The sequence below is a fragment of the Streptomyces sp. NPDC006655 genome (assembly GCF_040703965.1).
Lineage (GTDB): Bacteria > Actinomycetota > Actinomycetes > Streptomycetales > Streptomycetaceae > Streptomyces.
The window spans coordinates 18,292-42,178 of the sequence record NZ_JBEYJU010000081.1; the positions used below are offsets into that span (position 1 = coordinate 18,292).

26 protein-coding genes and 1 riboswitch are annotated in these 23,887 nt (G+C 72.4%); of the genes, 19 read left to right on the plus strand and 7 right to left on the minus strand.

Annotation, left to right across the window (positions count from 1 at the left end; all coding sequences use genetic code 11):
- Positions 1–5: 5 nt before the first annotated feature.
- The gene (locus AB0958_RS33670) at positions 6–308 is read right to left on the minus strand and encodes an urease subunit gamma (RefSeq protein ID WP_046730081.1); all 303 of its coding nucleotides are present in this window, start codon (positions 306–308) and stop codon (positions 6–8) included.
- A 334-nt stretch (positions 309–642) separates the two neighbouring features.
- Positions 643–921, minus strand: coding sequence for a type II toxin-antitoxin system Phd/YefM family antitoxin (locus AB0958_RS33675; protein ID WP_366894265.1), 279 nt, complete (start codon positions 919–921; stop codon positions 643–645).
- Between the two features lie 142 nt (positions 922–1,063).
- On the opposite strand from AB0958_RS33675, the gene AB0958_RS33680 reads away from it, so the two are divergent.
- The 3 genes from AB0958_RS33680 (at position 1,064) to AB0958_RS33690 (ending at position 3,034) form a co-directional block, all read left to right on the plus strand.
- Entirely contained in the window at positions 1,064–1,699 is a 636-nt protein-coding gene (locus AB0958_RS33680; RefSeq protein ID WP_366894266.1) for an ATP-dependent Clp protease proteolytic subunit, read from the plus strand.
- Positions 1,700–1,706: 7 nt separating this feature from the next.
- Entirely contained in the window at positions 1,707–2,015 is a 309-nt protein-coding gene (locus AB0958_RS33685) for a hypothetical protein (protein WP_046730013.1), read from the plus strand.
- A 357-nt stretch (positions 2,016–2,372) separates the two neighbouring features.
- A riboswitch (cyclic di-AMP (ydaO/yuaA leader) is annotated at positions 2,373–2,557 on the plus strand.
- Between the two features lie 3 nt (positions 2,558–2,560).
- On the plus strand, positions 2,561–3,034 hold the full coding sequence (locus AB0958_RS33690) for a C40 family peptidase (protein ID WP_132887856.1): 474 nt from the start codon (positions 2,561–2,563) through the stop codon (positions 3,032–3,034).
- A gap of 33 nt (positions 3,035–3,067) precedes the next feature.
- Here the strand turns inward: AB0958_RS33690 and AB0958_RS33695 are convergent, their stop codons facing one another.
- The gene (locus AB0958_RS33695) at positions 3,068–3,526 is read right to left on the minus strand and encodes an ATP-binding protein (RefSeq protein ID WP_366894267.1); all 459 of its coding nucleotides are present in this window, start codon (positions 3,524–3,526) and stop codon (positions 3,068–3,070) included.
- 233 nt (positions 3,527–3,759) lie between these two features.
- On the opposite strand from AB0958_RS33695, the gene AB0958_RS33700 reads away from it, so the two are divergent.
- Entirely contained in the window at positions 3,760–4,620 is an 861-nt protein-coding gene (locus AB0958_RS33700; RefSeq protein ID WP_366894268.1) for a helix-turn-helix transcriptional regulator, read from the plus strand.
- Between the two features lie 9 nt (positions 4,621–4,629).
- Positions 4,630–4,857, plus strand: a complete 228-nt coding sequence (locus AB0958_RS33705; RefSeq protein WP_132887853.1) for a DUF397 domain-containing protein — start codon at positions 4,630–4,632, stop codon at positions 4,855–4,857.
- 59 nt (positions 4,858–4,916) lie between these two features.
- Here AB0958_RS33705 and AB0958_RS33710 read toward each other — a convergent pair whose 3' ends face one another.
- On the minus strand, positions 4,917–6,044 hold the full coding sequence (locus AB0958_RS33710) for an 8-amino-7-oxononanoate synthase (protein ID WP_366894269.1): 1,128 nt from the start codon (positions 6,042–6,044) through the stop codon (positions 4,917–4,919).
- Positions 6,045–6,191: 147 nt separating this feature from the next.
- On the opposite strand from AB0958_RS33710, the gene bioB reads away from it, so the two are divergent.
- The 3 genes from bioB to bioD are packed head-to-tail and all read left to right on the plus strand — an operon-like array spanning position 6,192 to position 9,389.
- The gene (bioB, locus tag AB0958_RS33715; protein WP_366894270.1) at positions 6,192–7,397 is read left to right on the plus strand and encodes a biotin synthase BioB; all 1,206 of its coding nucleotides are present in this window, start codon (positions 6,192–6,194) and stop codon (positions 7,395–7,397) included.
- Positions 7,390–8,670: an adenosylmethionine--8-amino-7-oxononanoate transaminase gene (locus tag AB0958_RS33720; RefSeq protein WP_366894271.1), complete on the plus strand. Its 1,281-nt coding sequence runs from the start codon at positions 7,390–7,392 to the stop codon at positions 8,668–8,670. Before bioB ends, AB0958_RS33720 begins: the two co-directional genes overlap by 8 nt.
- Before the next feature lie 2 nt (positions 8,671–8,672).
- On the plus strand, positions 8,673–9,389 hold the full coding sequence (gene bioD, locus AB0958_RS33725) for a dethiobiotin synthase (RefSeq protein WP_366894285.1): 717 nt from the start codon (positions 8,673–8,675) through the stop codon (positions 9,387–9,389).
- 161 nt (positions 9,390–9,550) lie between these two features.
- On the opposite strand, the gene AB0958_RS33730 is transcribed toward bioD, so the two are convergent.
- Positions 9,551–11,722 (minus strand): LuxR C-terminal-related transcriptional regulator, encoded by a 2,172-nt coding sequence (locus AB0958_RS33730; RefSeq protein WP_366894286.1) that lies wholly within the window; start codon positions 11,720–11,722, stop codon positions 9,551–9,553.
- Between the two features lie 119 nt (positions 11,723–11,841).
- Here AB0958_RS33730 and AB0958_RS33735 point away from each other — a divergent pair, with 119 nt between their 5' ends.
- Both AB0958_RS33735 and AB0958_RS33740 read left to right on the plus strand, forming a co-directional pair.
- The gene (locus tag AB0958_RS33735; protein WP_366894272.1) at positions 11,842–12,528 is read left to right on the plus strand and encodes a triacylglycerol lipase; all 687 of its coding nucleotides are present in this window, start codon (positions 11,842–11,844) and stop codon (positions 12,526–12,528) included.
- Positions 12,529–12,611: 83 nt separating this feature from the next.
- Positions 12,612–13,301 carry a class I SAM-dependent methyltransferase gene (locus AB0958_RS33740; protein ID WP_366894273.1) on the plus strand — a complete coding sequence of 230 codons (690 nt, stop codon included), beginning with the start codon at positions 12,612–12,614 and terminating at the stop codon, positions 13,299–13,301.
- A gap of 16 nt (positions 13,302–13,317) precedes the next feature.
- On the opposite strand, the gene AB0958_RS33745 is transcribed toward AB0958_RS33740, so the two are convergent.
- Together AB0958_RS33745 and AB0958_RS33750 are read right to left on the minus strand one after the other, a co-directional pair.
- Positions 13,318–13,692: a fic family toxin-antitoxin system, toxin component gene (locus AB0958_RS33745; protein ID WP_366894274.1), complete on the minus strand. Its 375-nt coding sequence runs from the start codon at positions 13,690–13,692 to the stop codon at positions 13,318–13,320.
- A 4-nt stretch (positions 13,693–13,696) separates the two neighbouring features.
- The gene (locus tag AB0958_RS33750; protein ID WP_366894275.1) at positions 13,697–13,948 is read right to left on the minus strand and encodes a toxin-antitoxin system HicB family antitoxin; all 252 of its coding nucleotides are present in this window, start codon (positions 13,946–13,948) and stop codon (positions 13,697–13,699) included.
- Positions 13,949–14,075: 127 nt separating this feature from the next.
- Between AB0958_RS33750 and AB0958_RS33755 the strand changes: the two genes are divergently transcribed.
- From AB0958_RS33755 to mug, 9 genes are all read left to right on the plus strand, one after another.
- Positions 14,076–14,849 carry an ABC transporter ATP-binding protein gene (locus tag AB0958_RS33755; protein ID WP_366894276.1) on the plus strand — a complete coding sequence of 258 codons (774 nt, stop codon included), beginning with the start codon at positions 14,076–14,078 and terminating at the stop codon, positions 14,847–14,849.
- A gap of 4 nt (positions 14,850–14,853) precedes the next feature.
- Positions 14,854–17,421, plus strand: a complete 2,568-nt coding sequence (locus tag AB0958_RS33760) for an ABC transporter permease (protein WP_366894277.1) — start codon at positions 14,854–14,856, stop codon at positions 17,419–17,421.
- A 92-nt stretch (positions 17,422–17,513) separates the two neighbouring features.
- Entirely contained in the window at positions 17,514–17,948 is a 435-nt protein-coding gene (locus tag AB0958_RS33765) for a GNAT family N-acetyltransferase (RefSeq protein ID WP_366894278.1), read from the plus strand.
- A gap of 154 nt (positions 17,949–18,102) precedes the next feature.
- Complete coding sequence (locus tag AB0958_RS33770; protein ID WP_366894279.1) at positions 18,103–19,437, plus strand: hemolysin family protein; 1,335 nt, start codon at positions 18,103–18,105, stop codon at positions 19,435–19,437.
- Positions 19,434–20,447 carry a hemolysin family protein gene (locus AB0958_RS33775; protein WP_366894280.1) on the plus strand — a complete coding sequence of 338 codons (1,014 nt, stop codon included), beginning with the start codon at positions 19,434–19,436 and terminating at the stop codon, positions 20,445–20,447. Before AB0958_RS33770 ends, AB0958_RS33775 begins: the two co-directional genes overlap by 4 nt.
- 130 nt (positions 20,448–20,577) lie before the next feature.
- Complete coding sequence (locus AB0958_RS33780; RefSeq protein WP_366894281.1) at positions 20,578–21,360, plus strand: SGNH/GDSL hydrolase family protein; 783 nt, start codon at positions 20,578–20,580, stop codon at positions 21,358–21,360.
- Positions 21,361–21,370: 10 nt separating this feature from the next.
- Positions 21,371–21,715 carry a DUF4326 domain-containing protein gene (locus tag AB0958_RS33785; protein WP_366894282.1) on the plus strand — a complete coding sequence of 115 codons (345 nt, stop codon included), beginning with the start codon at positions 21,371–21,373 and terminating at the stop codon, positions 21,713–21,715.
- A gap of 47 nt (positions 21,716–21,762) precedes the next feature.
- Entirely contained in the window at positions 21,763–23,235 is a 1,473-nt protein-coding gene (gene purB, locus AB0958_RS33790) for an adenylosuccinate lyase (protein WP_366894283.1), read from the plus strand.
- Positions 23,236–23,300: 65 nt separating this feature from the next.
- A complete protein-coding gene (gene mug / locus AB0958_RS33795) occupies positions 23,301–23,789 on the plus strand; it encodes a G/U mismatch-specific DNA glycosylase (RefSeq protein ID WP_366894284.1) in 489 nt (162 codons plus the stop codon).
- Positions 23,790–23,887 lie beyond the last annotated feature (98 nt).

The following is a 23,887-nucleotide window of genomic DNA, read 5'->3' on the forward strand; positions in this document are numbered from 1 at the left end:
GCCTCTCAGACGATCGGGTCGTGGACGGTGACGAGCTTGGTGCCGTCCGGGAAGGTCGCCTCGACCTGCACGTCATGGATCATCTCGGGGATGCCCTCCATGACGTCGTCCCGGGTGAGCAGCTTGCGCCCGGAGGCCATCAGTTCGGCGACGGTACGGCCGTCACGTGCGCCTTCGAGGATGTGCGACGTGATGAGGGCGACCGCCTCGGGGTGGTTCAGCCTCAGTCCGCGGGCCCGGCGCCTCTCGGCCACGTCGGCCGCCACATGGATCAGCAGCCGCTCTTGCTCGTGCGGGGTCAGTTGCACGTCCCACCTCACAGTCCTCGCTCCGGACCGTGCGGGGTCCGGTTGCCGCAGCCACCGCGGCGGATCGGGCCCGCGAACCCGATCCGGCCAGGAAAACCGCTGGTGGCATGGATCGGCAGGCTAGTTTGCCGGAGTTTCGGTGACGTTAACCGGACCTTGATCACTCCATGACCGGCGCATGGGGGCGCACGGCTGGGCCGAACGGGTCGTCCCGTCACCGGCCGCCCCGCGCACGGCCGTCCGGGTGACCACCGCGCGCCGGGCACACGGCATCGGCCCTTACCCGGGACACCCCGGGGAGGGCCGATACCGGTGCCGACTGCCGTGCCGGCGGCTAGGAGCCCGCGGTCCCGCGGTGCTCCGCAGCGATGCCGAAGCGGCCGCGCTCGGGGCGTACGGCGGCGGTCTCGCGCACGCCGGAGACGGAGCTGACCACCTGGCTCTCGGTGGCTTCGGGGAGCTCTTCGAGGCGCTCGAGGTCGTCGGCGGAGACGAGGGCGACCAGCGGCTTGCCGTGGCGTGTCACGACCACGCGTTCACCGCCGTACACCACCCGGTTGATCAGTTCGGCGAGCTCAGCCCTGGCTTGCGTCACCGGAATCTCGTAGGCCATACACCCCAGCTTACGGGGCGCCCCCGGCGACACATCTTGTTCGGCGACAGCGGAATCTCCGCCCTGACGTATGTACGTCCTGTACATTTCTTACAGTCTGCTCAGCCGTCGAGACGCCCAGCCGCGAGGAAGTGGTATCGCCATGACCCGACCGTCCGCCCGTTACGTCCTGCCCGAGTTCACCGAACGCACCACCGCCGGGCAACGCACCCTGGACCCGTACTCCAAGCTGCTGGAGGAGCGGATCGTCTTCCTGGGCGCCCCCGTCGACGAGACCTCGGCCAACGACGTGCTGGCGCAGCTCATGTACCTGGAGTACGCGGCTCCGGAGCGGGACATCTCGCTGTACATCAACTCCCCGGGCGGGTCGTTCAGCGCGATGGCCGCGATCTACGACACGCTCCGGTACGTCACCTGCGAGGTGGCGACCGTCTGCCTGGGTCAGGCCGGGGCCTCGGCCGCGGTGCTGCTCGCGGCCGGCACCCCGGGCAAACGCTCGGTGCTGCCCGGCGCCCGCATCGTGCTGCAGCAACCGGCGCTGCCGGAACCGGTGCGGGGGCAGCCGAGTGATCTGCTCATCCAGGCGGCCGAGTGGGAACGGACCCGCGGGATGGTGGAGGAGATGCTCGTCCGGCACACCGGGCGCACCCCCGAGCAGGTCCAGCGGGATCTGGAGCGGGACCTGGTCCTGGACGCGCCGGGGGCGGTGGCGTACGGGCTGGCGGACCGGGTGATGCCCACGCACAGGCCCCCGCTCGGCCGGCCGCACGCGGGGTGAGCCGCCGATGCTGCCACCGGAGCTGCCGCCGCTGCCCGCGCTGACCCGCGCGGAGGGCGAGCTGATCGACCGTTACCTGGACGTGGTCGATCTGCTGGGCCGTATCAACCCGGCGCAGAACGAGGACACCTACCGCGGTCTGCGCGCCGCGCAGGCGCTGGTGCGCGCGGCGTCCGAGCTGCGCGACGCCCTGGCCCTGATGCATCGACGGGGCGAGACGGAGCTGCACGGGGACACGCTGGCACGGGCGTTGCGGGTGCTCGACGGCGAGCGCCGGACCGCTCGCGTCGCACTCCCGCCCGACTGCGTACGGTGACCTCCGCAGGACTCCGGTCCGATGCGTCGACGCCACGCCCGGACCGGAGTTGAAACGACCCAAAGGGGTTACCGCCGTTCGGCGGAGTGTGGCGTGGTTTTACCTGACCGAAAAAGCCGCTCGACTCGCCTGCGCCATGGTGGTCGTGGAGGGCTTCGACGCAGGTCCGGGGCTACGCAGGGGAGTTGACGGATAATCGAACACAGAGCTGTCCACCCGAACGGGTGGGTGGTGAGTAACCCCACAAATCCCCGATTCCGTTGGGATTTTCGGACACGAGTGCGTGAAGATCCCGTCTGACGACAAGCCCCCGCCACCACGGCGGGGCGGTCCGGGCGGACGCCGAGTCCTGCCGCCGCCCGGATGACGTCGACAGCAGTGCATCGGCAGGAGTGGAGGACCCAAGCACGACGGGTCGCCGGCACGGTCACGCCATGACCGGACCGAGCAGCCCTTGGGGTGAAGCCGTGGCAACGCGGCCGGGCAACTTCGCCAGCCCGAATCCGACAGGTCATCCTTCACAGGCGGCTGACGAAGGGTTGCGCATGACTGCGCTCAATCGTGTTCCGTCGCTCATGGCTCGGGCCGGTACGGCCTCGGCGCTGACGATCGCCGCCGTGGGCGGCTCGATCGTGATCCCTGGTGTCGCCTCCGACGCCTCGGCCGCCACGCTGGCGACGAAGGCACTGCAGGTCGCTGCCTCGAAAAAGGGCTCACCCTACCGGTGGGGCGCCACCGGACCGAACAGGTTCGACTGCTCCGGGCTCACGCTGTACTCGTTCAAGAAGGCGGGCAAGACCCTGCCGCGAACGGCGGCCCAGCAGTACAACAAGACCCGTCACATCTCGGCCGGCAGCCGCAAGGCCGGGGACCTGGTCTTCTTCCACTCGGGTTCCAGCGTGTACCACGTCGGCATCTACGCCGGGAAGGGAAAGATCTGGCACGCCCCGAAGACCGGGGACGTGGTGAAGCTCCAGAAGATCTGGACGAAGAGCGTCTGGTACGGCCGGGTCAGCTGACCCCGCCGCGCACCGGCCGGCGGGAGCCCAGGGCTACGGCTCCTGCTGGCCGACCGCGGTGACGGGGTGGGCCGGGACCGTCCAGGGCAGTTCGACGAAGACCGTCTTGCCGCCCTCCCGGGTGGGGCGGACCCGGAGTCTGCCGCCGTACTCGGCGGTGAGCCAGCGGATGATGACCATGCCGCGGCCGTTGTCCTGCTGGACCGCGGCGGGAAGTCTCCTGGGGAAGCGCGGATGACTGTCCGTGACGCCGATGCGCAGGTGCTCGTCACGGTCGAGGACGAGGTCCAGCGTGAAGGTGGGCGACTGCCCGAAGGTGTGCTGCACGGCGTTGGTGGCGAGTTCGGAGACGATGAGGCGGATGGTGTCCGCCGTTTCCGTCTCCGGTGGCAGTCCCCACTCCGCGAGGGTGTCCAGCGCATACGCCCGGGCCGCGGCGACCGAGGCGGGTTCGCTCGGCAGGGTGACGGATGCTTCCAGGTGGTCTGCCATGGCGACGTCGTCCCTTTCCTCGGGACCGGAGTCCGACTTCCTCGGGACCGGGGTCCGGCACGGTGGGGATGGTTCGAGTACGGTCCCGGACTGGTACTTCTCCGCCAGACTGCCATCACGGGGGCGGTCACGGGGAGCGATCCACCAAGATGTGCATATATCTGTCGCTCGAAGCGGTGAACTCTGCGACACCGGACCGTATATGGGCGGCCAGATTGAGTAGGGAGTAGCCCATGCAGAACGGTCCCGCGGTACGCCGCCGGAAACTGGGCACCGAACTGCGCATGCTGCGCACCGGTGCGGGTCTCACGAGCGGCGAGGCCGCCCGCCTGGTGGGCTGGCACCAGTCGAAAGTGAGCCGGATCGAGACCGGCGCCAGCGGTGTGAAACCGGCCGATGTGCGGTTACTCCTCGACGCCTACGGGGTGGCCGAGGGGCAACTGCGCGAGTTGCTCCTGGTATTGGCGGGGTCGGAGGACACCGCGGGGCGACACCACTGGTGGCACGCCTATCGAGGGGTGCTGCCGCCCGCCTACCGGGATTTCATCAGCCTGGAGTCGCAGGCGGGCGCGATGCGCACGCTGGAGACCTCGGTGGTGCCGGGGCTGCTGCAGACCGCCGAGTACGCCCGCGCGGTGACCCGGGCGGCCGCCGACGGGCTCGACGACGAGGCCCTCGACGCGCTGGTGGAGGTACGTCTGGCCAGGCAGGACGTGCTACGGGGCGATCCGCCGCTCAAGCTGAGCGCAGTCCTGGACGAGGCGGTGCTGCGCCGGGAGGTGGGCGGCCCGGGGGTGATGGCCCGCCAGCTGGAGCGGCTGACGGAGGCGGCCCGGTTGCCGCAGGTGCGGCTCCAGGTGCTGCCGTTCGCCGCGGGGGCGCATATCGGCATCACCGGCCCTTTCGTAATCTTCTCATTTCCGCGCACTTCCGATCTGGATGTGGTTGTTCTCGACCAGTTGACGAGTAGCCTCTACCTCGAACGGAAAGAAGACCTCCAGGCCTACGCGGAGGCCTTCAACACCCTTCAGATCCACGCCCTTTCACCCGAGGACTCGTTGGATTACATCGCCGGGATAGGTGACGGCGCGTAAGGAGGCACCATGACTGCACTGCCTCGGAATGTACCTTCAAGTACGGATCTGCCCGGTGTGCGATGGCTGCGCAGCAGCTACAGCACCGGAGCGAACAACTGCGTGGAGACGGCACGGCCGCACTCCGGCCCACCGGCCGGGCTGCTCGCCGTACGCGACTCCAAGCACCCCGCCGGGCCCGCGCTGCTCTTCTCCCCCGAGAGCTGGGCGGGTTTCGTGGCCACGTTCACCGGCTGATCAGCCGGCAACCGATTCCGTATCCGCATGCGCGCAAGGCCCGGCCGTGTCACGCCGACTCATGGTCGTGTCTCGCCGATCACACGTACAGCGCGTTCGATCTCGGCCCCGGAGAGGTCGGCACGGGCGGTCAGCCTGAGCCGTGAGATGCCGTCCGGCACGGAAGGCGGACGGAAACAGCCCACGGCCAGGCCTGCCGACCGGCAGTCGGCCACCCACCGCACGGCCTCCTCCGGGGACGGGGCCCGCACGGAGACCACCGCGGCGTCCGGTCGTACCGCCGACAGGCCCGCGGCGGTCAGCCGTGCGTGCAGTTCGGCGGCCACCTCGCGGGCCCGGGCCGCGCGGGCGGGCTCGCGCCGCAGCAGCCTGAGGGCCGCCAGCGCCGCGCCCGCGGCGGCGGGCGCCAGACCGGTGTCGAAGATGAAGGTCCGCGCCGCGTTCACCAGGTGGTCGATCACCCGGGCGGGCCCCAGCACGGCCCCGCCCTGGCTGCCCAGCGACTTGGACAGGGTCACGGTGACCACCACGTCGTCGGCCCCGGCGAGACGGGCCGCGTACGGCGCGCCCCGCCCGCCGTCCCCGACGACCCCGAGCCCGTGGGCGTCGTCCACGAGCAGTCCGGCGCCGCGCTCCCGGCACGCCTCGGCCAGTGCGGCCAGCGGCGCCGCGTCGCCGTCGACCGAGAACACCGTGTCGGAGACGACCAGCGCGGGCCCCTCGCGCGTGCCGAGCGCCTTGCGCACGGCGTCCGGGTCGGCGTGCCCGACGACCTGCGTGGTCCCCCGCGCCAGCCGGCAGCCGTCGATCAGGGAGGCGTGGTTGAGGGCGTCGGAGACGATCAGGGAGCCGTGCGGGCCGAGCGCCGTGACGGCGGCGAGGTTGGCCGCGTAGCCCGAGGAGAAGACCAGGGCCGCCTCGAACCCGCAGAACCCGGCCAGCTCGCGCTCCAGCTCGGTGTGCAGCTCCGTCGTGCCGGTCACCAGTCGGGAGCCGGTGGAGCCGCCGCCCCACGTCCGGGCGGCCTCGGCCGCGCCCTCGGCGACCTCGGGATGGTGGGCGAGGCCCAGGTAGTCGTTGCTCGCCAGGTCCAGCAGCGGCGAGTCGGCGGGACGGGGGCGCAGGTTCCGTACGAGCCCGGCGCGGCGGCGGAGTTCCGCCTGTTCGTCGATCCAGCCGAACGCCATGGCCCCTCCGGTGCTTTTGTAGGCAATGAACAGACCCTAGCGGGAGCGTCGGCCACCCACTGTGTGGCGATACCCACATGTCGATCTGACAGGGTTGTGCGAACTCTCCTTGGCCCGGAGCAGCCTCGTAGTACAGGATCGGCTCTCATGGACCTGCTGAACACGCTGGTGGACAAGGGGCTTCGGCGCGAGCTGCCGACCCGCGAGGAAGCGCTCGCCGTGCTGGCGACCTCCGACGACGACGTGCTGGACGTGGTGGCCGCGGCGGGCAAGGTGCGCCGGCAGTGGTTCGGCCGGCGCGTGAAACTCAACTACCTGGTCAACCTCAAGTCGGGCCTGTGCCCGGAGGACTGCTCGTACTGCTCGCAGCGCCTCGGCTCCTCGACCGGGATCCTGAAGTACAGCTGGCTCAAACCCGACGAGGCCTCCAGGGCGGCGGCCGCGGGCCTCGCCGGGGGCGCCAAGCGGGTCTGCCTGGTGGCCTCCGGGCGCGGTCCGACCGACCGGGACGTGGACCGGGTCGCCGGCACCATCAAGGCGATCAAGGAGCAGAACGAGGGCGTCGAGGTGTGCGCCTGCCTCGGACTGCTCTCCGACGGTCAGGCGGAGCGGCTGCGCGAGGCGGGCGCGGACGCCTACAACCACAACCTCAACACGTCCGAGGGGACGTACGGGGACATCACGACCACGCACACGTACGCCGACCGGGTGGACACCGTCAACAAGGCGCACGCGGCCGGCCTTTCGGCGTGCTCCGGGCTGATCGCCGGCATGGGCGAGACGGACGAGGACCTGGTCGACGTGGTCTTCTCGCTGCGCGCGCTGGACCCGGACTCGGTGCCGGTCAACTTCCTGATCCCGGTCGAGGGCACTCCGCTGGCCAAGGAGTGGAACCTCACCCCGCAGCGCTGTCTGCGCATCCTGGCGATGGTGCGCTTCGTCTGCCCCGACGTCGAGGTGCGCATCGCGGGCGGCCGTGAGGTGCATCTGCGCACCATGCAGCCGCTGGCCCTGCACCTGGCCAACTCGATCTTCCTCGGCGACTACCTGACCACCGAGGGCCAGGCCGGCCAGGCCGACCTGGAGATGATCGCGGACGCCGGGTTCGTGGTGGAGGGGTCCGACGAGACGACGCTGCCCCGGCACCGGGCCGAGGCCAGGGACGCGGTCCCTGGGTCGCACGCGGACGCCGGGTGCGGGTCGGACGCCGGGTGCGCGTCGGGGTGCGGTTCCCACGAGGGTTCCGGTTCCCACGCGGACGTGTGCGGTACGGCCGTCGCCAACGAGCCCCGCACCGACCTGGTCGCCGTCCGCCGCCGGGGTGCCGGAACGGACCTCGCGCCCAATGCCTGACCTGAGCCTCCCCGAGCTGCTGGAACTGGACCGGCGGCACGTCTGGCATCCGTACGGTCCGATGCCCGGCCGGGCCGAACCGCTCGTCGTGGAGTCGGCGAGCGGGGTCCGGCTGCGGCTCGCGGACGGCTCGGGCGAACTGGTCGACGGCATGTCCTCCTGGTGGTCGGCGATCCACGGCTACAACCACCCCGTGCTCAACGAGGCCGCGCGCGACCAGCTCGGCCGGATGAGCCATGTGATGTTCGGCGGGCTCACCCACGAGCCCGCCGTCCGGCTGGCGAAGCTCCTTGTCGACATGTCTCCGGAGGGTCTCGAGCACGTCTTCCTGGCGGACTCCGGTTCGGTGTCCGTCGAGGTCGCGATCAAGATGTGCCTCCAGCACTGGCGTTCCCTCGGCCGTCCGGCGAAGCAGCGCCTGCTGACCTGGCGCGGCGGCTACCACGGCGACACCTGGCAGCCGATGTCCGTGTGCGACCCCGAGGGCGGGATGCACGAGCTGTGGTCCGGGGTGCTGCCCCGCCAGCTCTTCGCGGACGCGCCCCCGGCGGAGTACGACGAGCGGTACGCCGACCGGCTGCGGTCGATGGTCGAACGGCACGCGCACGAACTGGCCGCGGTGATCGTGGAGCCGGTGGTCCAGGGCGCGGGCGGGATGCGGTTCCACTCCCCCGCCTATCTGCGGGTGCTGCGCGAGGCGTGCGACGCCCACGACGTGCTGCTGGTGTTCGACGAGATCGCGACCGGCTTCGGACGCACGGGGGCGCTGTTCGCGGCGGACCACGCGGCCGTCACGCCGGACGTGATGTGCGTGGGCAAGGCGCTGACCGGCGGTTACCTGACCATGGCGGCGACGCTGTGCACGTCCCGGGTGGCCGAGGGGATCTCGCGGGGCGATGTGCCGGTACTGGCCCACGGGCCCACGTTCATGGGGAATCCGCTCGCCGCTTCCGTGGCCTGCGCCTCGCTCGGGCTGCTGCTGGGGCAGGACTGGCGCACGGAGGTCAAGCGGATCGAGTCGGGCCTGCGGGAGGGGCTCGCCCCGGCCCGGGACCTCCCCGGGGTCCGGGACGTCCGGGTCCTCGGCGCCATCGGGGTCGTCCAGCTCGACCACGACGTCGACATGAAGGCCGCGACGGCGGCCGCGGTGCGCGCGGGCGTGTGGCTGCGCCCCTTCCGCGACCTGGTCTACACGATGCCGCCGTACGTCACCGGTGACGCGGACGTGGCACGGATCGCGCGCGCGGTGTGTGCCGCGGCGCGGGAGGGATGAACATGCCGATCCTGGTGATCACGGGGACGGGCACGGAGGTCGGCAAGACCGTCACCACGGCGGCGGTCGCCGCCGCCGCGGTCGCGGCCGGCCGCTCGGTGGCGGTCCTCAAGGCCGCGCAGACCGGCCTACGCCCGGACGAGCGCGGGGACGCCGACGAGGTCGCGCGGCTCGCGGGCGCCGTGACGGCGGCCGAAGTCGCCCGTTTCCCGGAGCCGTTGGCGCCGGGGACGGCGGCCAGGAGGGCGGGGCTGCCCCCGGTGTGTCCGCAGGACGTGGCGGAGGCGGCCGCCAAGCTGGCCACCGAGCACGACCTGGTACTGGTCGAGGGGGCGGGCGGGCTGCTCGTCCGGTTCGACGAGGCCGGCGGCACGCTGGCGGACGTGGCCCGGCTGCTGAACGCGCCGGTGCTCGTGGTGGCGTCGGCCGGTCTCGGCACGCTCAACGCCACCGAGCTGACGGCCCGCGAACTGCGAGCCCGTGAGCTGGAGTTGGTCGGCGTGGTGATCGGGAGCTGGCCCGCCGCACCGGACCTGGCGTCGCGTTGCAACGTCGCGGACCTGCCGGAGGTCGCCGGGGCACCGCTGCTGGGCGCGCCGCCCGCCGGAGCGGGTGCCCTCGATCCCGACGACTTCCGTGCGCTGGCCCCGAGTTGGCTGTCGGCCCGCCTGGACGGCAGCTGGGACGCGGAGGCGTTCCGGGCACGGGAGGCGGCGTAGGCCGACGGTCCGTCCGTCGGGTGCGGCGCCGTCGTGGCCGGTCGCGCAGTTCCCCGCGTCCCTGGAGGGGCGCCTCACCCGGCGCCCCCGAAGGGGCGCGGGGAACTGCGCGACCAGCCCCCACACAGCCGCACCCGACCTGCCGGAGATTCCAAGGATCTCTAGGACGACTCGCCGAGCAGCCGGACCAGTTCGATCCGGGAGCGGATCCCCAACCGGGCGAAGACACCGCGCAGATGGTGGTCGATGGTGCGCGGGCTGAGGTTGAGCCGGTCGCCGATCTCGCGGTTGGTGGCCCCCTCCGCCGCCATCCGGGCGACCGTCAGCTGCTGCGCCGTGAGCACGGCGGCCGGATCCACACCCGGGTGGGAGGCCAACGGCGCCCCCAGGGCCCGCAGTTCCGCGCGGGCCTGGGCGGCGCAGTGCGGGGCGCCGAAGGACTCGAAGGCCTCCAGGGCGCTGTGCAGCCGGTCCCTGGCCTCGGCGCGCTGCCGCGTCCGGCGCAGCGCGCCGGCGAACAGCAGCTCGGTGCGGGCGCGTTCGAAGTCACGGGTGCCGCGGGCGTGCAGGTCGAGCGCGGCTCGGTAGTGCGGGACCGCCTCGGCGCCGGGAGCGAGCAGGGCCCGGCAGCGGGCGCTCAACGCAAGGTCGTCGGGGCTGCGGACGGCGGTGGCCCAGCGGTGGTAGTCGGCGTGCGCGGTGCGGGCCACCCGGGTGTCGCCGGTGCGGACGGCGGCCTCGACGTAGTGCGGGGTGGCCAGGTGCCGGATCGCCCGGTGGCCGTGGCCGGGGCCGAAGCCCGCGAGGGCGCGCAGCCGGGCCGCCGCGGCGGGGAAGCGGCCGTGGGTCAGGTCGAGGAAGGCGAGGGCCCACTGGGCGAGGGCGGCGGCCAGGCCCAGCCCGTGCGCCAGGGCGTACGACCGGACGGCCGCCGCGCGCTCCCGGCAGGCCTCCTCGTCGCCCGTGACCGCTGCGAACATGGCGAGGGCGGCCCGGAGATGGCAGGCGCCGTTGTCCTGCCCGGTGGCGTGGGCCAGGGTGAGGGCCTCCTGGGCGGCGGCCTCGGCGGACCGGGTGCGGCCGGTCCAGAAGTCGGCGTAGACGCGGAACTCCATGGCCTGCACGACCGTCCCCGGGGTGCCGCGGGCCCGGGCCGAGGCGGCGGCGCGGAGGGTGGCGGCGACGGCCCGGGTGGGGTCGCCGAGCAGCAGGGCGGCGATGCCGGAGTGGATCAGCGGGCCGGGGGCGCCGCCGGGTCCGCAGCGTCCCGCGGTGCCCTTCAGGAGGACCCGGGCCTCGTCGTAGCGGCCCTCGAATGCGGCGGCGAGCCCGGCGAGGACGCCGGACGGGGCCAGTCCCAGCCAGTGGGCCACGGCCTGGGCCTCGCGGCAGCGTCCGAGGTCGCCGGTGTACACGGCGGCCTCGGTGGCGAGCGCGAGCAGGGCCGCGGCATCGACGGAACGTTCCTGCCGTACGGCGGCGGTGAGCAGGGCGTCGAAGGCCTCGGCGGCGTTGCCGGCTCTGAGGGCGAGGACCCCGCCCAGGGCGGGGTTGTCGGTGCGGGCGGCGAGCCGTCTCGCCCGGTCGGGTTCGCCGGAACGCCAGGCGTCGGCGGCGGCCGCGGCGAGCAGCCCGGCCTCCGCCACCGGGTCCGGGCTGAGTTCGGCGGCGCGTTCGGCGAGGGCGCGGGCGAGCGCGGGTCTGCCCTCCGCGCGGGCCCGGTCGGCGGCCAGACGCAGTTCCGCGGCGAGCCGGGCGCTGGGGCCGAGCGCGGCGGCGCCCCGGTGCCAGGAGCGGTGGGTCGTCTCCGCCTTGCCGCCCAGCACCCGGGCGAGCAGTTGGTGGGCCGCGCGCCGGTCGGCCGGTGAGGCGGTCTCGTAGGCGGCGATCCGGGTCCAGGCGTCCCGGAAGGACACCCCGCCGGCGCCGGCGTGGGCGATCCCGGCGGTCTCGGCGGCCTCCAGCGGGCGGGTGTCGACCCGGACGGCGGTGACCGCGCGCAGGAAGGCGTGGGTGGTGACCGGGTACTGGTCGGCGGCGGCGAGGAGCAGCAGCAGCCGGGTGTCGTCGGGCAGGGCGCGGATCTCCCGGCGCAGGGTGCCCAGCAACCGCGGTGCCAGTTCGGCCGGTTCCACGGGCAGCGGGTCGGCGCCCGCGGCCTGACGTTCGGTGAGGCGCGGCACGAGTTCGGCCGCGGCGCGCTGGTCCTCGTACACGAGGCGCCGGAGCCGGGCGCGTACGCCCTCGGGGAGCGCCGAAGCCGGGCTCGGCCCCGCGTCGGTGGTCCACGGTGGCGAAGTGCGGTCCAGAGGTGGGGGGTTCACCGGTATCACCACACGAATGACGTTACTGGCGAGTTAGTTGACTCGTAAAGACTGGCGACTTAGCCGATGCGGCGCGCGTAGACCCGTCCCGACACTCCTGACCAACCCCACCCGTTTCAGGAGGCATCATGCAACGCGCCAAGCGTCGCATCGCAACGGCTCTGTCGGCGATAGCCGGTTCGCTCCTTCTGTCACTCCCCCTGGCCGCGACTCCCGCGCAGGCGGCGAGCCACGACCCGATCGTGTTCGTGCACGGTCTGAGCGGCGACTCCAGCAGCTGGAACGACTGGATCGCCGACTTCGAGGCGGACGGCTACTCGTCCTCCGAGCTGTATGCGATCTCGTACGACTGGACGAAGTCGAACGTCACCACCGCCTCGACGCTGGCGACGTACATCCAGTCCGTCCTCTCCAGGACCGGCGCCTCGAAGGTCGACCTGGTGGTGCACTCCATGGGTGCGCTCAACAGCCGCTATTACCTCAAGAACCTCGGCGGGACCTCGTACGTGGACCACTTCGTGTCGGTCGCCGGGGTGAACCACGGCACGAGCATCGCCTCGCTGTGCGGGTGGCTCTACACGTCCTGCAAGGAGATGCAGACCGGCAGCTCCTTCCTGACCGCCCTGAACTCCGGTGACGAGACGCCGGGCAGCGTCTCCTACGCGGCGTACTGGTCGGACTGCGACGCGGCCGTCGTCCCGAACTCCTCGGCGGAGCTGAGCGGGGCGACCAACGTGGACGTCGGGTGCATCTCGCACACCGACATGAACAACGACCACGGCGTGTACGAGCAGGTGCGTGCCTTCATCTCCTGAGCCGCCGCGGGCAGCGGGGGTGCGACGGGCTCCTTCGGGGGACAATCACCGTAGACCTGCTTCCTTCCGTCCGGGAGGTCGTCATGCGGCTGATGTCCCTCAGTGCCGGGACACCGGTGCGGGATCCCGTCCACCACCCGCTGTTCGCCCGTTTCTACGCGCGGTGCAGTGTGACCGCCGAGACCCGACTGGGGATGGCCGCGATCCGGGAGCGACTGCTGTCGGGGCTGTCCGGGCGAGTGATCGAGATCGGCGCGGGCAACGGGCTGAACTTCGCGCGGTATCCGGGTTCGGTGGCGGAGGTGGTCGCGATCGAACCGGAGCGCACCCTGCGGCTGCTGGCGGCTCAGGCGGCCGTGCGCGCCGAGGTCCCGGTGGACGTGGTGCCGGGCGCGGCGGAGGCGCTGCCGGTCAAGAGCGAGGCCTATGACGCGGCGGTGCTGTCGCTGGTGCTGTGCAGCGTCCGGGACGTGCCGCGGGCGCTCGCGGAGGTACGGCGGGTGTTGCGGCCGGGCGGTGAGCTGCGGTTCTTCGAGCACGGCCGGGGCGGCGGCCCGGTGATGCGGTTCACCCAGCGGGCCCTGGACAGGACGGTGTGGCCGGTGCTGGCCGGCGGCTGCCGGCTGTCCCGCGAGCCGGTCGCCGCCCTGCGTGCGGCCGGGTTCGAACTCGGCCCGTACCGGCCGCTGTCGGTGCCGGAGACCGGGCCGCGGCTGCCGTCCTCGTACTGCGTGCTGGGGGTCGCGCGGCGCCCTCCGGAGCCCGGGGCCTGAGAGCCCGCTCAGCCGCTCACAGGCTCCAGCTGCGCAGCTCCTCGGCGATGTCGGCGACGCTGGCCCCGTCGGTCTTGACCAGCCGGGCCAGGTCGCGGACCTGCTCCGGCGAGGTGGCGACCTTCAGGCCGCTGGCGACCAGGTAGGCGTACGCGACCGAGGACGCGAACAGAGCGTTCGAACGCTCCAGCGCCGGGACGTGGATGAGGAGTTGCAGCAGGGCCGCGGCGCGGGCGTGCGGGGTGTCGTAGACGGGGACGTCGAATATCTCGGCCTGGTGCCGGGCCACGGCCGCGATCAGCGCGCCCCAGTCGGTGACCTGCGGGTCACCGGGGGTCTTCTGCTCGGCGAGCATGAGGAGCCAGGCGAGGTCGATGGTCAGGTCGCTCAAGGGATCAGTGACGGCCTTCGGTCTTGTCAGAGGTGTCGGTACCGTGCGTCTCCCCGAACTCCTCGGCGAAGACGGACTCGTACTGCTTCATGAAGTCGGCGGCGGCCTCGACGAAGGTCCGGCCCGCTTCACCCGTGTCCTGCATGACCAGTTCCTCTATGTAGCGGTTGACACTCATGCCGCGCGCGAGGGCGCGTTCGCGGGCCGCCTTGGCGGTGCCCTCGTCCACCCGCACGTTCAGCTGGGTCTTAGCCATACCTCGAAGCTAGCGCCGGAACGCTAGCAACGGCAAGCGCGCATCGGGACCGAAATGTGATACCGCCTGTGCGGCGGGTCACACTACGCTCGCCCCGGGCAAAGAGTCGCGACCGGGGGAGGCAGGCTTGTCCACAGCAGCTGCGAAGGCGGCCAGGGCCGACGGGATCGCGGCCCGCGCCCGCGGACTGACCAAGGCGTACGGGGCGGGCGAGACGGCCGTGCTCGCGCTGGACTCGGTGGACGTGGACATCGCGCGCGGCCGTTTCACCGCGGTGATGGGCCCGTCGGGCTCGGGCAAGTCCACCCTGATGCACTGCCTGGCGGGGCTGGACAGCGTGTCGGCCGGTCAGGTGTGGCTGGGCGGCACCGAGATAACGGGGCTGAAGGACCGCGAGCTGACGCGGCTGCGCCGGGACCGGATCGGGTTCATGTTCCAGTCGTTCAACCTGATCCCGACGCTCGACGCGGCCGAGAACATCACGCTGCCCATGGACATCGCGGGCCGCAAGCCCGACCAGGAGTGGCTGGACCAGGTCGTCGACACGCTGGGGCTGCGGGACCGGCTGAGACACCGGCCGGCCCAACTCTCCGGCGGTCAGCAGCAGCGGGTGGCCTGTGCCCGGGCGCTGGCCTCCCGCCCGGAGCTGATCTTCGCCGACGAGCCCACGGGCAACCTGGACTCCCGGGCGGGCCTCGAGGTGCTGGGGTTCCTGCGGGAGGCGGTCGACCGGCTCGGGCAGACGGTCGTCATGGTCACCCACGATCCGAGCGCCGCCGCCCACTCCGACCTGGTGCTCTTCCTCGCGGACGGCCGTCTGGTGGACCGGATCGAGAGTCCCACCGCGCAGGCCGTGCTGGAACGGATGCGGCTGTTCTCCCCGCGGCCCGGGGAGGACTGAGCCGGTGCTCAAGGCAACCCTGCGCAGCTTCCTCGCCCACAAGGGTCGGCTGCTGCTGTCCGCGCTGGCCATCGTCCTGTCCGTGGCGTTCGTCGCGGGCAGCCTGATCTTCTCCGACACCGTCACCCGCACCTTCGACCGGCTGTTCGCCTCCACCTCCGCCGATGTGACGGTGCGGCCGAAGGAGGACCTCAAGTCGTCGGTGCCGACGGGGGCCGTGGCAACCGTGCCCGCCGCGCTGGCGCACCGGGTGGCCGAGGTCGACGGGGTCGCCGCGGCGCACGCGGACGTGTCGGTGCAGAACATCGTGGTGGTCGACCGGCACGACAAGTCGGTCGGCCCCACGACCGGTGCCCCGACCATCGCCACCGACTGGTACCTCACCCACCGCAGTCCCGTGAGACTCACCTCGGGGCACGTCCCGCGGGGCGCGGGGCAGGCCCTCCTCGACGCGGACACCGCCGACAGGAAGCACGTCCGCATCGGCGACACCCTGACCGTGCAGGCGCGGCCGGGCAGCTTCCGCGTCGAGATCGTCGGCATCGCCACCTTCACCACCACCAACCCCGGTGCCGCCCTCGTCTACCTGGACCCGGCGGTCGCGGCCAGGGAACTGCTGGGCTCCCCCGGCCGGGCCACCAGCATCTCGGTGGACGCGGCGAAGGGCGTGCCGGACGCCGTGCTCAAACGGCGGATCGGCGCGGCCATCGGCACCGGGACGTACGACCTGAAGACCGCCGACGAGCAGGCGAAGTCCTCGGCGGCGGACCTCGGCGGCTTCCTCGACGTCATCAAGTACGTGATGCTCGGTTTCGCCGGGATCGCGACCCTGGTCGGTGTCTTCCTGATCGTCAACACCTTCTCCATGCTGATCGCCCAACGCACCCGGGAGCTGGGTCTGCTGCGGGCGCTGGGCGCGGACCGGCGGCAGGTCCGCCGGTCGGTGCTCACCGAGGCCGCGCTGCTCGGCCTGGTCGGCTCGACGCTGGGGCTCGGTGCCGGGATCGGGCTGGCGTTCGGACTGATCGGGCTGATGACCGCGTTCGGCATGAACCTCAAGGCCACCGAGATGGTCATCGGCTGGCCCACACCCCTCGCCTCGTACGTCGTGGGCGTCGGGGTCACCTTCGTCGCCGCGTATCTGCCCGCCCGGCGCGCGGCCGCCGTGTCTCCGATGGCGGCGCTCGCGGACGCCGAGATCGGCGGTGTGGGCAAGCCGTTGAAGGTGCGGGCCGTCGTGGGCTCGGTCGTGGGGGCGCTCGGGGCGGCCGCCCTCGCGGGCTGCGCGGCGGCCACCAGGACCGCCTCCGCCGCCTCGCTGCTCGGTCTCGGCGTCGTCCTCACCCTGATCGCGACGGTCATCGCCGGACCGCTGCTGGTCCGGCCCGTGATCCGGGTCCTCGGCGCGGCCTTCCCCGCGCTGTTCGGCTCGGTGGGCCGGATGAGCCAGCGCAACGCCCTGCGCAACCCGCGCCGGACCGGTGCCACCGCCGCCGCGCTGATGGTGGGCCTCGCCCTGGTCGGCGGGATGTCGGTGGCCAGCGCCTCCATGTCCAGGTCGTTCGACCAGCAGATCGACAAGACGCTGGGTGCCGACTTCGTGATCCAGAACGGCAACTTCCTGCCGTTCACCAAGGAGATCACCGACAAGGTCAGCGGCACCGAGGGCGTGGGGCTCGTCGTACGGCAGCGGTTCGCGCCGGTGGCGGTCCGGCTGCCGGACGGCAAGCGGGTCACCACCACCGCCGCCGGGTACGATCCGCAGGTCGATCGGGTCGCCCATGTCACCTACCGGGGCGGCGACAGCGCGGCGGCGCTGGCCGACGGCGGTCTCGGCATGGACGTCGGCTTCGCCGAGGACCACGGGGTGCGGCTGGGCAGTGAGCTCCCCGTGGAGTTCCCGGGCGGCAGGACCGCCGAGCTGCGGGTCGGTGCCCTCACCGGCCAGGACGGCGGCAGCGGCTTCGGCACCCAGGGCGGGCTGTTCTTCGGCATCGCCACCGTGGAGAAGTACATCCCCGACGGCCAGGACTCGTCGCTGTACGTGAACCGGTCCGCGGGCACGAGCGCCGACCGGCTCCGCGCGAACCTGGAGCGGACCCTCGCCCCGTTCCCGCAGGTGCAGGTCCGCGACCAGGCCGACTACAAGAAACTGGTCCACGACCAGATCTCCGTGCTGCTCTACCTGGTGTACGCCCTGCTCGGCCTCGCGATCGTGATCGCGGTGCTCGGCGTGGTCAACACCCTCGCCCTCTCCGTGGTGGAACGCACCCGGGAGATCGGGCTGCTGCGCGCGATCGGGCTGGCCCGGCGGCAGTTGCGCCGGATGATCCGGCTGGAGTCGGTGGTGATCGCGGTGTTCGGCGCCGTACTGGGGCTGGCGCTCGGCCTGGTGTGGGGCGTGTGCACGCAGCGGGTGCTGGCGCTCCAGGGCATGAAGGCACTGGCCGTCCCGTGGGGCACGATCGTCGCGGTCGTGATCGGCTCGGCGGTCGTGGGCATCGTGGCCGCGCTGCTGCCGGCGCTGCGCGCGTCCCGCATGAACGTGCTCGCCGCCATCGCGCACGACTGAGGCGCCCCGGGCCGGCGGCGAAGCGCCCCGGCCGGTCCGTCCGCATACTGGAATTGACCGGCCCGCACAGGCCGACGTGGTGGGATCGGCACATGACCGACCTGCGCGTACGGGCCGCCGCGCCCGACGATCTGGACGCCGTGCTCGCCTTCTGGAAGGCGGCGGCCGAGGGCACCAGCATCAGCGACGACCGCGCCGGGGTGGACCGCCTGGTCGCCCGGGATCCCGGGGCCCTGCTCCTCGCCGAGCTCGACGGCGAACTGGTGGGGACGGTGATCGCGGGCTTCGACGGCTGGCGCTGCCATCTGTACCGGCTGGCGGTGCACCCGGCGCGGCGCCGCCGGGGTGTCGGCTCGGCGTTGCTGGCGGCCGCCGAGGAACGCTTCGTACGGCTCGGCGGGCGGCGCGGGGACGCGATGGTGCTGGTGCGCAACGAGACCGCCCACCATGCCTGGCGCGCGGCGGGGTACGCGCCCGAGGAGAAGTGGCGTCGGTGGGTGAAGCCGCTGGCCGCGGCCACCGAGTGACACGCTTTGCCGATCCTTTACCATTGAGGGGTCGTCCCGTTTCTCCATGAAAGGTGTGTGAGCGTCCGCCCATGGGCGAGCCTCCCAGTCCTCAGCGCCGGCAACACCGCGCGGTCCCGTCCGCCCTGTCCGATCCTGGGACGGAGGTGACCCGATGACCGAAGTGCTCCTGCTGCTGGTGGCGATCCTGCTCTCACTCGCCTGCGGTGCCTTCGTCGCGGCCGAGTTCTCGCTGACCACGGTCGAGCGCGGCGAGCTGGAGCGTGCCGTGGAGCGCGGCGAACGCGGGGCCGCGGGCGCCCTCAAGGCCGTACGGCACCTGACGTTCCAGCTCTCGGGGGCCCAGCTGGGCATCACGGTCACCAATCTGGTGGTCGGCATGCTCGCCGAGCCCTCGATCGCCAAGCTGCTGGCCGGGCCCCTGGAGGCGATCGGCGTCCCGGCCTCGGCGGCGAGCTCGGTCGCACTGGTGATCGGCACCGCGCTGTCCACGGTGTTCCTGATGGTCGTCGGCGAGCTGGTGCCCAAGAACTGGGCGATCTCCTCGCCGCTGTCCGTCGCCAAGCGGGTGGGCAACGCCCAGCGCTGGTTCAGTGCGGCCTTCCGGCCCTTCATCACCCATCTGAACAACACCGCGAACCGGGTGGTTCGGCGCTTCGGCGTGGAGCCGGCCGAGGAACTGGCCTCCGCGCGCGGGCCCCAGGAGCTGGCGGCGCTGGCCCGGCACTCCGCCAAGCAGGGCGCGCTGGAGCCGGACACCGCCGAGCTGTTCGTGCGCACGCTGAACCTCGCCGACCTCACCGCGGAGAACGTGATGACCCCGCGCGTCCAGGTGGTCGCCCTGGAGGTCCGGGCGACCTGCGAGGACGTGGCGAACGCGACCCGCGCGACCGGCCTGTCCCGGTTCCCGGTCTACCGGGACAGCCTGGACGCGGTCGTCGGCACCGCCCACATCAAGGACGTCCTGGCGCTGCCCGCCGAGGAGCGGGCCCGGGTCCGGGTCGACCAGGTGATGCGCGAACCCCTGCTGGTCCCCGAGTCCCTCACCGTCGACCGTCTCCTGGACCGCCTCGGCGGCCGGCGCACCATGGCCGTCGTCATCGACGAGTACGGCGGGACGGCCGGCGTGGCCACGCTGGAGGACATCGTCGAGGAGGTCGTCGGCGAGGTCCGCGACGAGCACGACCCGCACGAGACCCCCGATCTCGCCCCCGCGGGCGCCGACGACCAGGGCCACGCGCTGTACTCGGCTGACGGCGCGGCCCGCATGGACCAGCTCGCGCGCGTGGGGCTGAAGGCGCCGGAGGGGCCGTACGAGACGCTGGCCGGGCTCGTCGCGGCCCAGCTCGGGCGGATACCCGAGACCGGGGACAGTGTCGAGGTCGCCGGCTGGCGGCTGGACGTGGTGGACGCGGCGGGGCGGCGGGCGTCCCGGGTGCTGCTGCACGCACCGCTGGACGACGAGACGGAGCAGGGGGCCCGGCGATGACCGCCGTACAGCTGTTGATCGGTCTGGCGACGCTGGTGGTGAACGCCTTCTTCGTCGGCGCCGAGTTCGCGTTGATCTCCGTCCGCCGCTCCCAGATCGAGCCGTACGCCGAGGCGGGCGACCGGCGGGCCAGGAGCGTGCTGTGGGGTCTGGAGCACGTCTCCGCGCTCCTGGCCGCCGCCCAGCTCGGCATCACGCTGTGCACGCTGGTGCTGGGCGTGGTCGCGGAGCCGGCGATCGAGCACCTGCTGGAGCCGGTGTTCCACGCGGTCGGCGTGCCCGAGAGCGCGGGCCACGTCGTGTCCTTCGCGATCGCGCTGGCCCTGGCGACCTACCTGCACATGCTGCTGGGCGAGATGGTGCCGAAGAACGTGGCACTGGCCGAGCCGGTGCGCAGCGCCCTGCTGCTCGGACCGCCGCTGGTCACGCTGTCGCGTGCGCTGCGTCCGGTGATCTTCACGATCAACGCGTTCGCCAACACCCTGCTCAGGCTGCTCCGCGTGGAGGCCAAGGACGAGGTGTCGGCGACCTTCACGGACGCCGAGCTCGCCGAGATCGTCAAGGACGCCAGCGAGGCGGGTCTGATCGACGACCGGGCGCAGGAGCGGCTGCACGACGCCCTGGAACTGGGCCGCCGACCCGTACGGGACGTGGTCGTACCGCTGGAACGCGTCGTGTACGCGCGCGTGGGCGTCACCCCGGTGGAGCTGGAGCGGCTGGCGGCCGAGTCGGGGTTCTCCCGCTTCCCCGTGGTCGACGAGGTACGGCGGATCGTCGGCTATCTGCACGTCAAGGACGCGCTGGACGCCCCGTCCCAGGACGTGGCGTTCCGGCTGCGGGACATGCGGCCCATCGCACGGGTGCGCGAGAACACACCGCTGGACGACGTGCTCACCGCGATGCGCGGCAGCCGCACCCATCTGGCGGGCGTGCTCGGCGACGACGGGCGGATGGCGGGCCTGGTGACCATGGAGGACGTGCTGCGGGAGCTGTTCGGCCAGCATGCGTGAGCCGGCGGCGGACGGGGCGGTGGCCACCAGGCCCCGTCCGCCGCGTGGACCACCCCGCCCCGTTGGGGACGGGGGGCCACCGGACCGACCGACCGACGGGTATGGGCCTGGGGATACCATTTCTGTCGCCATGCAGACGAACCCTGTGCCTCCCGCACACTCCAGCCTGGTCGCGGTCGGCGACTCCTTCACCGAGGGCATGTCGGACCTGCTGCCCGACGGCTCCTACCGGGGCTGGGCCGATGTGCTCGCCGCCCGGATGGCCGCCCGGACCCCCGGCTTCCGCTACGCCAACCTCGCCGTGCGCGGCAAGCTGATCGGACAGATCGTCGCGGAGCAGGTCGACGTGGCGGTCGCGATGCGGCCCGACGTGGTCACCCTGGTCGGCGGCCTCAACGACACGCTCCGCCCCAAGTGCGACATGGGCCGGGTCCGGGATCTGCTCACCGAGGCGGTGGAGCGGCTCGCGCCGGCCTGCGAACAGCTGGTGCTGATGCGCAGCCCCGGCCGCCAGGGCCCGGTGCTCGATCGGTTCCGGCCGCGCATGGAGGAGCTGTTCGCCTGCGTGGACGAACTGGCCGGGCGCACCGGCGCCCTCGTGGTCGACCTGTACGGCGCGCCCTCGCTGGCCGACCCCCGGATGTGGGACGTGGACCGCCTGCACCTGACGGCCGAAGGGCACCGCAGAGTCGCCGAGGCGGTCTGGCAGGCCCTCGGCCACGACCCCGAGGACACCGAGTGGCACACCCCGATGCCGGCCACCGCGCCGCCCGGCTGGGTCGCGCGCCGGGTCGCGGACGCCCGCTTCACCCGGCAGCACCTGCTGCCGTGGATAGGCCGCAGGCTCTCCGGCCGTTCCTCCGGAGACGACCGCGCGCCGAAGCGGCCGGAGCTGCTGCCGTACGAGGCGTAGCGTCGGTCCTGTGCACACTCGGGTGATCAGTGTCAGGGGCCGGATCCATGAGTTCGGCCCCCGGCTCCAGAACGCCCCCGCGGACGTCGTCTACGTCGGCCGCCGCTGGACCATGGGCGGCTGGGACCTGCCCGCCCACCCGCTCCGCAACCCCTTCGCCTACGACACCCCGAAGCGCAAGCGGGACGGCACCCGGGCCGAGGTGATGGCCATGTACCGCGCCTATCTGCTGGAGCGTCCCGACCTGCTGGAACTCGTGGCCGAACTGCGCGGCAGGACGCTGGCGTGCTGGTGCGCGCCCGAGCGGTGCCACGCCGACGTGCTGGCGGAACTCGCCGACCTGCCCCAGCCGTGACGTGGCTCTCGTAGCTTCACACGACCGGGGCCGTGGCGCTGGCCTGCATGAATCGACCAGTAGAATCCGTACACGTGACCTCTGCCGCAGCCGCCAAGCCCCGCATCCCGAACGTCCTCGCCGGACGCTACGCCTCCGCCGAACTCGCCACGCTCTGGTCGCCCGAGCAGAAGGTGAAGCTGGAGCGCCGGCTCTGGCTCGCCGTGCTGCGGGCCCAGAAGGACCTCGGCATCGAGGTGCCGGACGCGGCGATCGCCGACTACGAGCGGGTCCTCGACACCGTCGACCTGGCCTCGATCGCCGAGCGCGAGAAGGTCACCCGGCACGACGTGAAGGCGCGGATCGAGGAGTTCAACGACCTCGCCGGGCACGAGCACGTGCACAAGGGCATGACCTCCCGTGACCTCACCGAGAACGTCGAACAGCTGCAGATCCGGCTCTCGCTCGAGCTGGTGCGCGACCGCACGGTGGCCGTCCTGGCCCGGCTTGGCAAGCTGGCCGGCGAGTACGCCGAACTGGTGATGGCCGGCCGCTCCCACAACGTCGCCGCGCAGGCCACCACCCTCGGCAAGCGCTTCGCGACCGCCGCCGACGAACTGCTCGTGGCGTACGGCCGGGTCGAGGAACTGCTCGGCCGCTACCCGCTGCGCGGCATCAAGGGCCCGGTCGGCACCGCCCAGGACATGCTGGACCTGCTCGGCGGGGACGCGGCGAAGCTGGCCGAGCTGGAGGACCGGATCGCCCGGCACCTGGGCTTCTCGCAGGCGTTCACGTCGGTCGGCCAGGTCTACCCGCGCTCCCTCGACTACGAGGTCGTGACCGCGCTGGTGCAGCTGGCGGCGGCCCCCTCCTCGCTCGCGAAGACGATCCGGCTGATGGCCGGGCACGAGCTGGTCACCGAGGGCTTCAAGCCGGGTCAGGTCGGCTCCTCCGCGATGCCGCACAAGATGAACACGCGGTCCTGCGAGCGCGTCAACGGCCTGATGGTGATCCTGCGCGGCTACGCCTCGATGACCGGCGAGCTGGCGGGCGACCAGTGGAACGAGGGCGACGTGTCCTGTTCGGTGGTGCGCCGGGTTGCCCTGCCGGACGCCTTCTTCGCGCTCGACGGCCTCCTGGAGACCTTCCTGACGGTCCTCGACGAGTTCGGGGCGTTCCCCGCCGTCGTCGCCCGCGAGCTGGACCGCTACCTGCCGTTCCTCGCCACCACCAAGGTGCTGATGGGCGCGGTGCGGGCGGGGGTCGGCCGCGAGGTCGCCCACGAGGCGATCAAGGAGAACGCGGTCGCCACCGCGCTCGCGATGCGCGAGCAGGGCGCCGAGCGCAACGACCTGCTCGACAAGCTGGCCGCCGACGAGCGGCTGCCGCTCGACCGTGAGCGGCTGGCGGCCCTGATGGCGGACAAGCTCTCCTTCACCGGCGCGGCGGCCGCCCAGGTCGGTGTCGTGGTCGGCCGCGTCGAGGAGATCGTCAAGCAGCACCCCGAGGCCGCGGGGTACACCCCCGGAGCGATTCTCTGACCGGCCGTTCCCCTCGCTTCACCGCGGCACAGCTGGAGGCCGCCCGCGACCGGCTCGTCCCGGACGTGATCGCGGACGGTCTGCATGTGCTGTTCTGCGGCATCAACCCGGGCCTGATGTCGGCGGCCAGCGGCCACCACTTCGCCCGCCCCGGCAACCGCTTCTGGCCGGTGCTGCACCGTTCCGGTTTCACCCCGCGGCTGCTGAAGCCCGCGGAACAGGACGAGCTGCTGTCGTACGGGCTCGGCATCACGAACGTGGTGGCGCGGGCCACCGCGCGCGCCGACGAGCTGACGGCCGAGGAGTACGTCGCGGGCGGGCAGCTGCTGACGGCGAAGGTGACGCGAACCCGCCCGCGCTGGCTGGCGGTGGTGGGCGTCACGGCCTACCGTGCGGCTTTCGCCGACCGCGGGGCCCGGGTGGGCCCGCAGGAGCGGACGATCGGGGACACCCGCGTGTGGGTGCTGCCGAACCCCAGCGGGCTGAACGCCCACTGGACGGCGGCGACGATGGCGGAGGAGTTCGCGCGGCTGCGGGAGGCGGCACAGGACTAGGGTCTGTCTGACAATTCCCGTCGTCGCCCGGAGGGCGGCCGCGCGGCGTCAGGTGCGTGCTCTGGGGGTCCCCCCGGCCGGAGGCTGGGGGAGTGCCG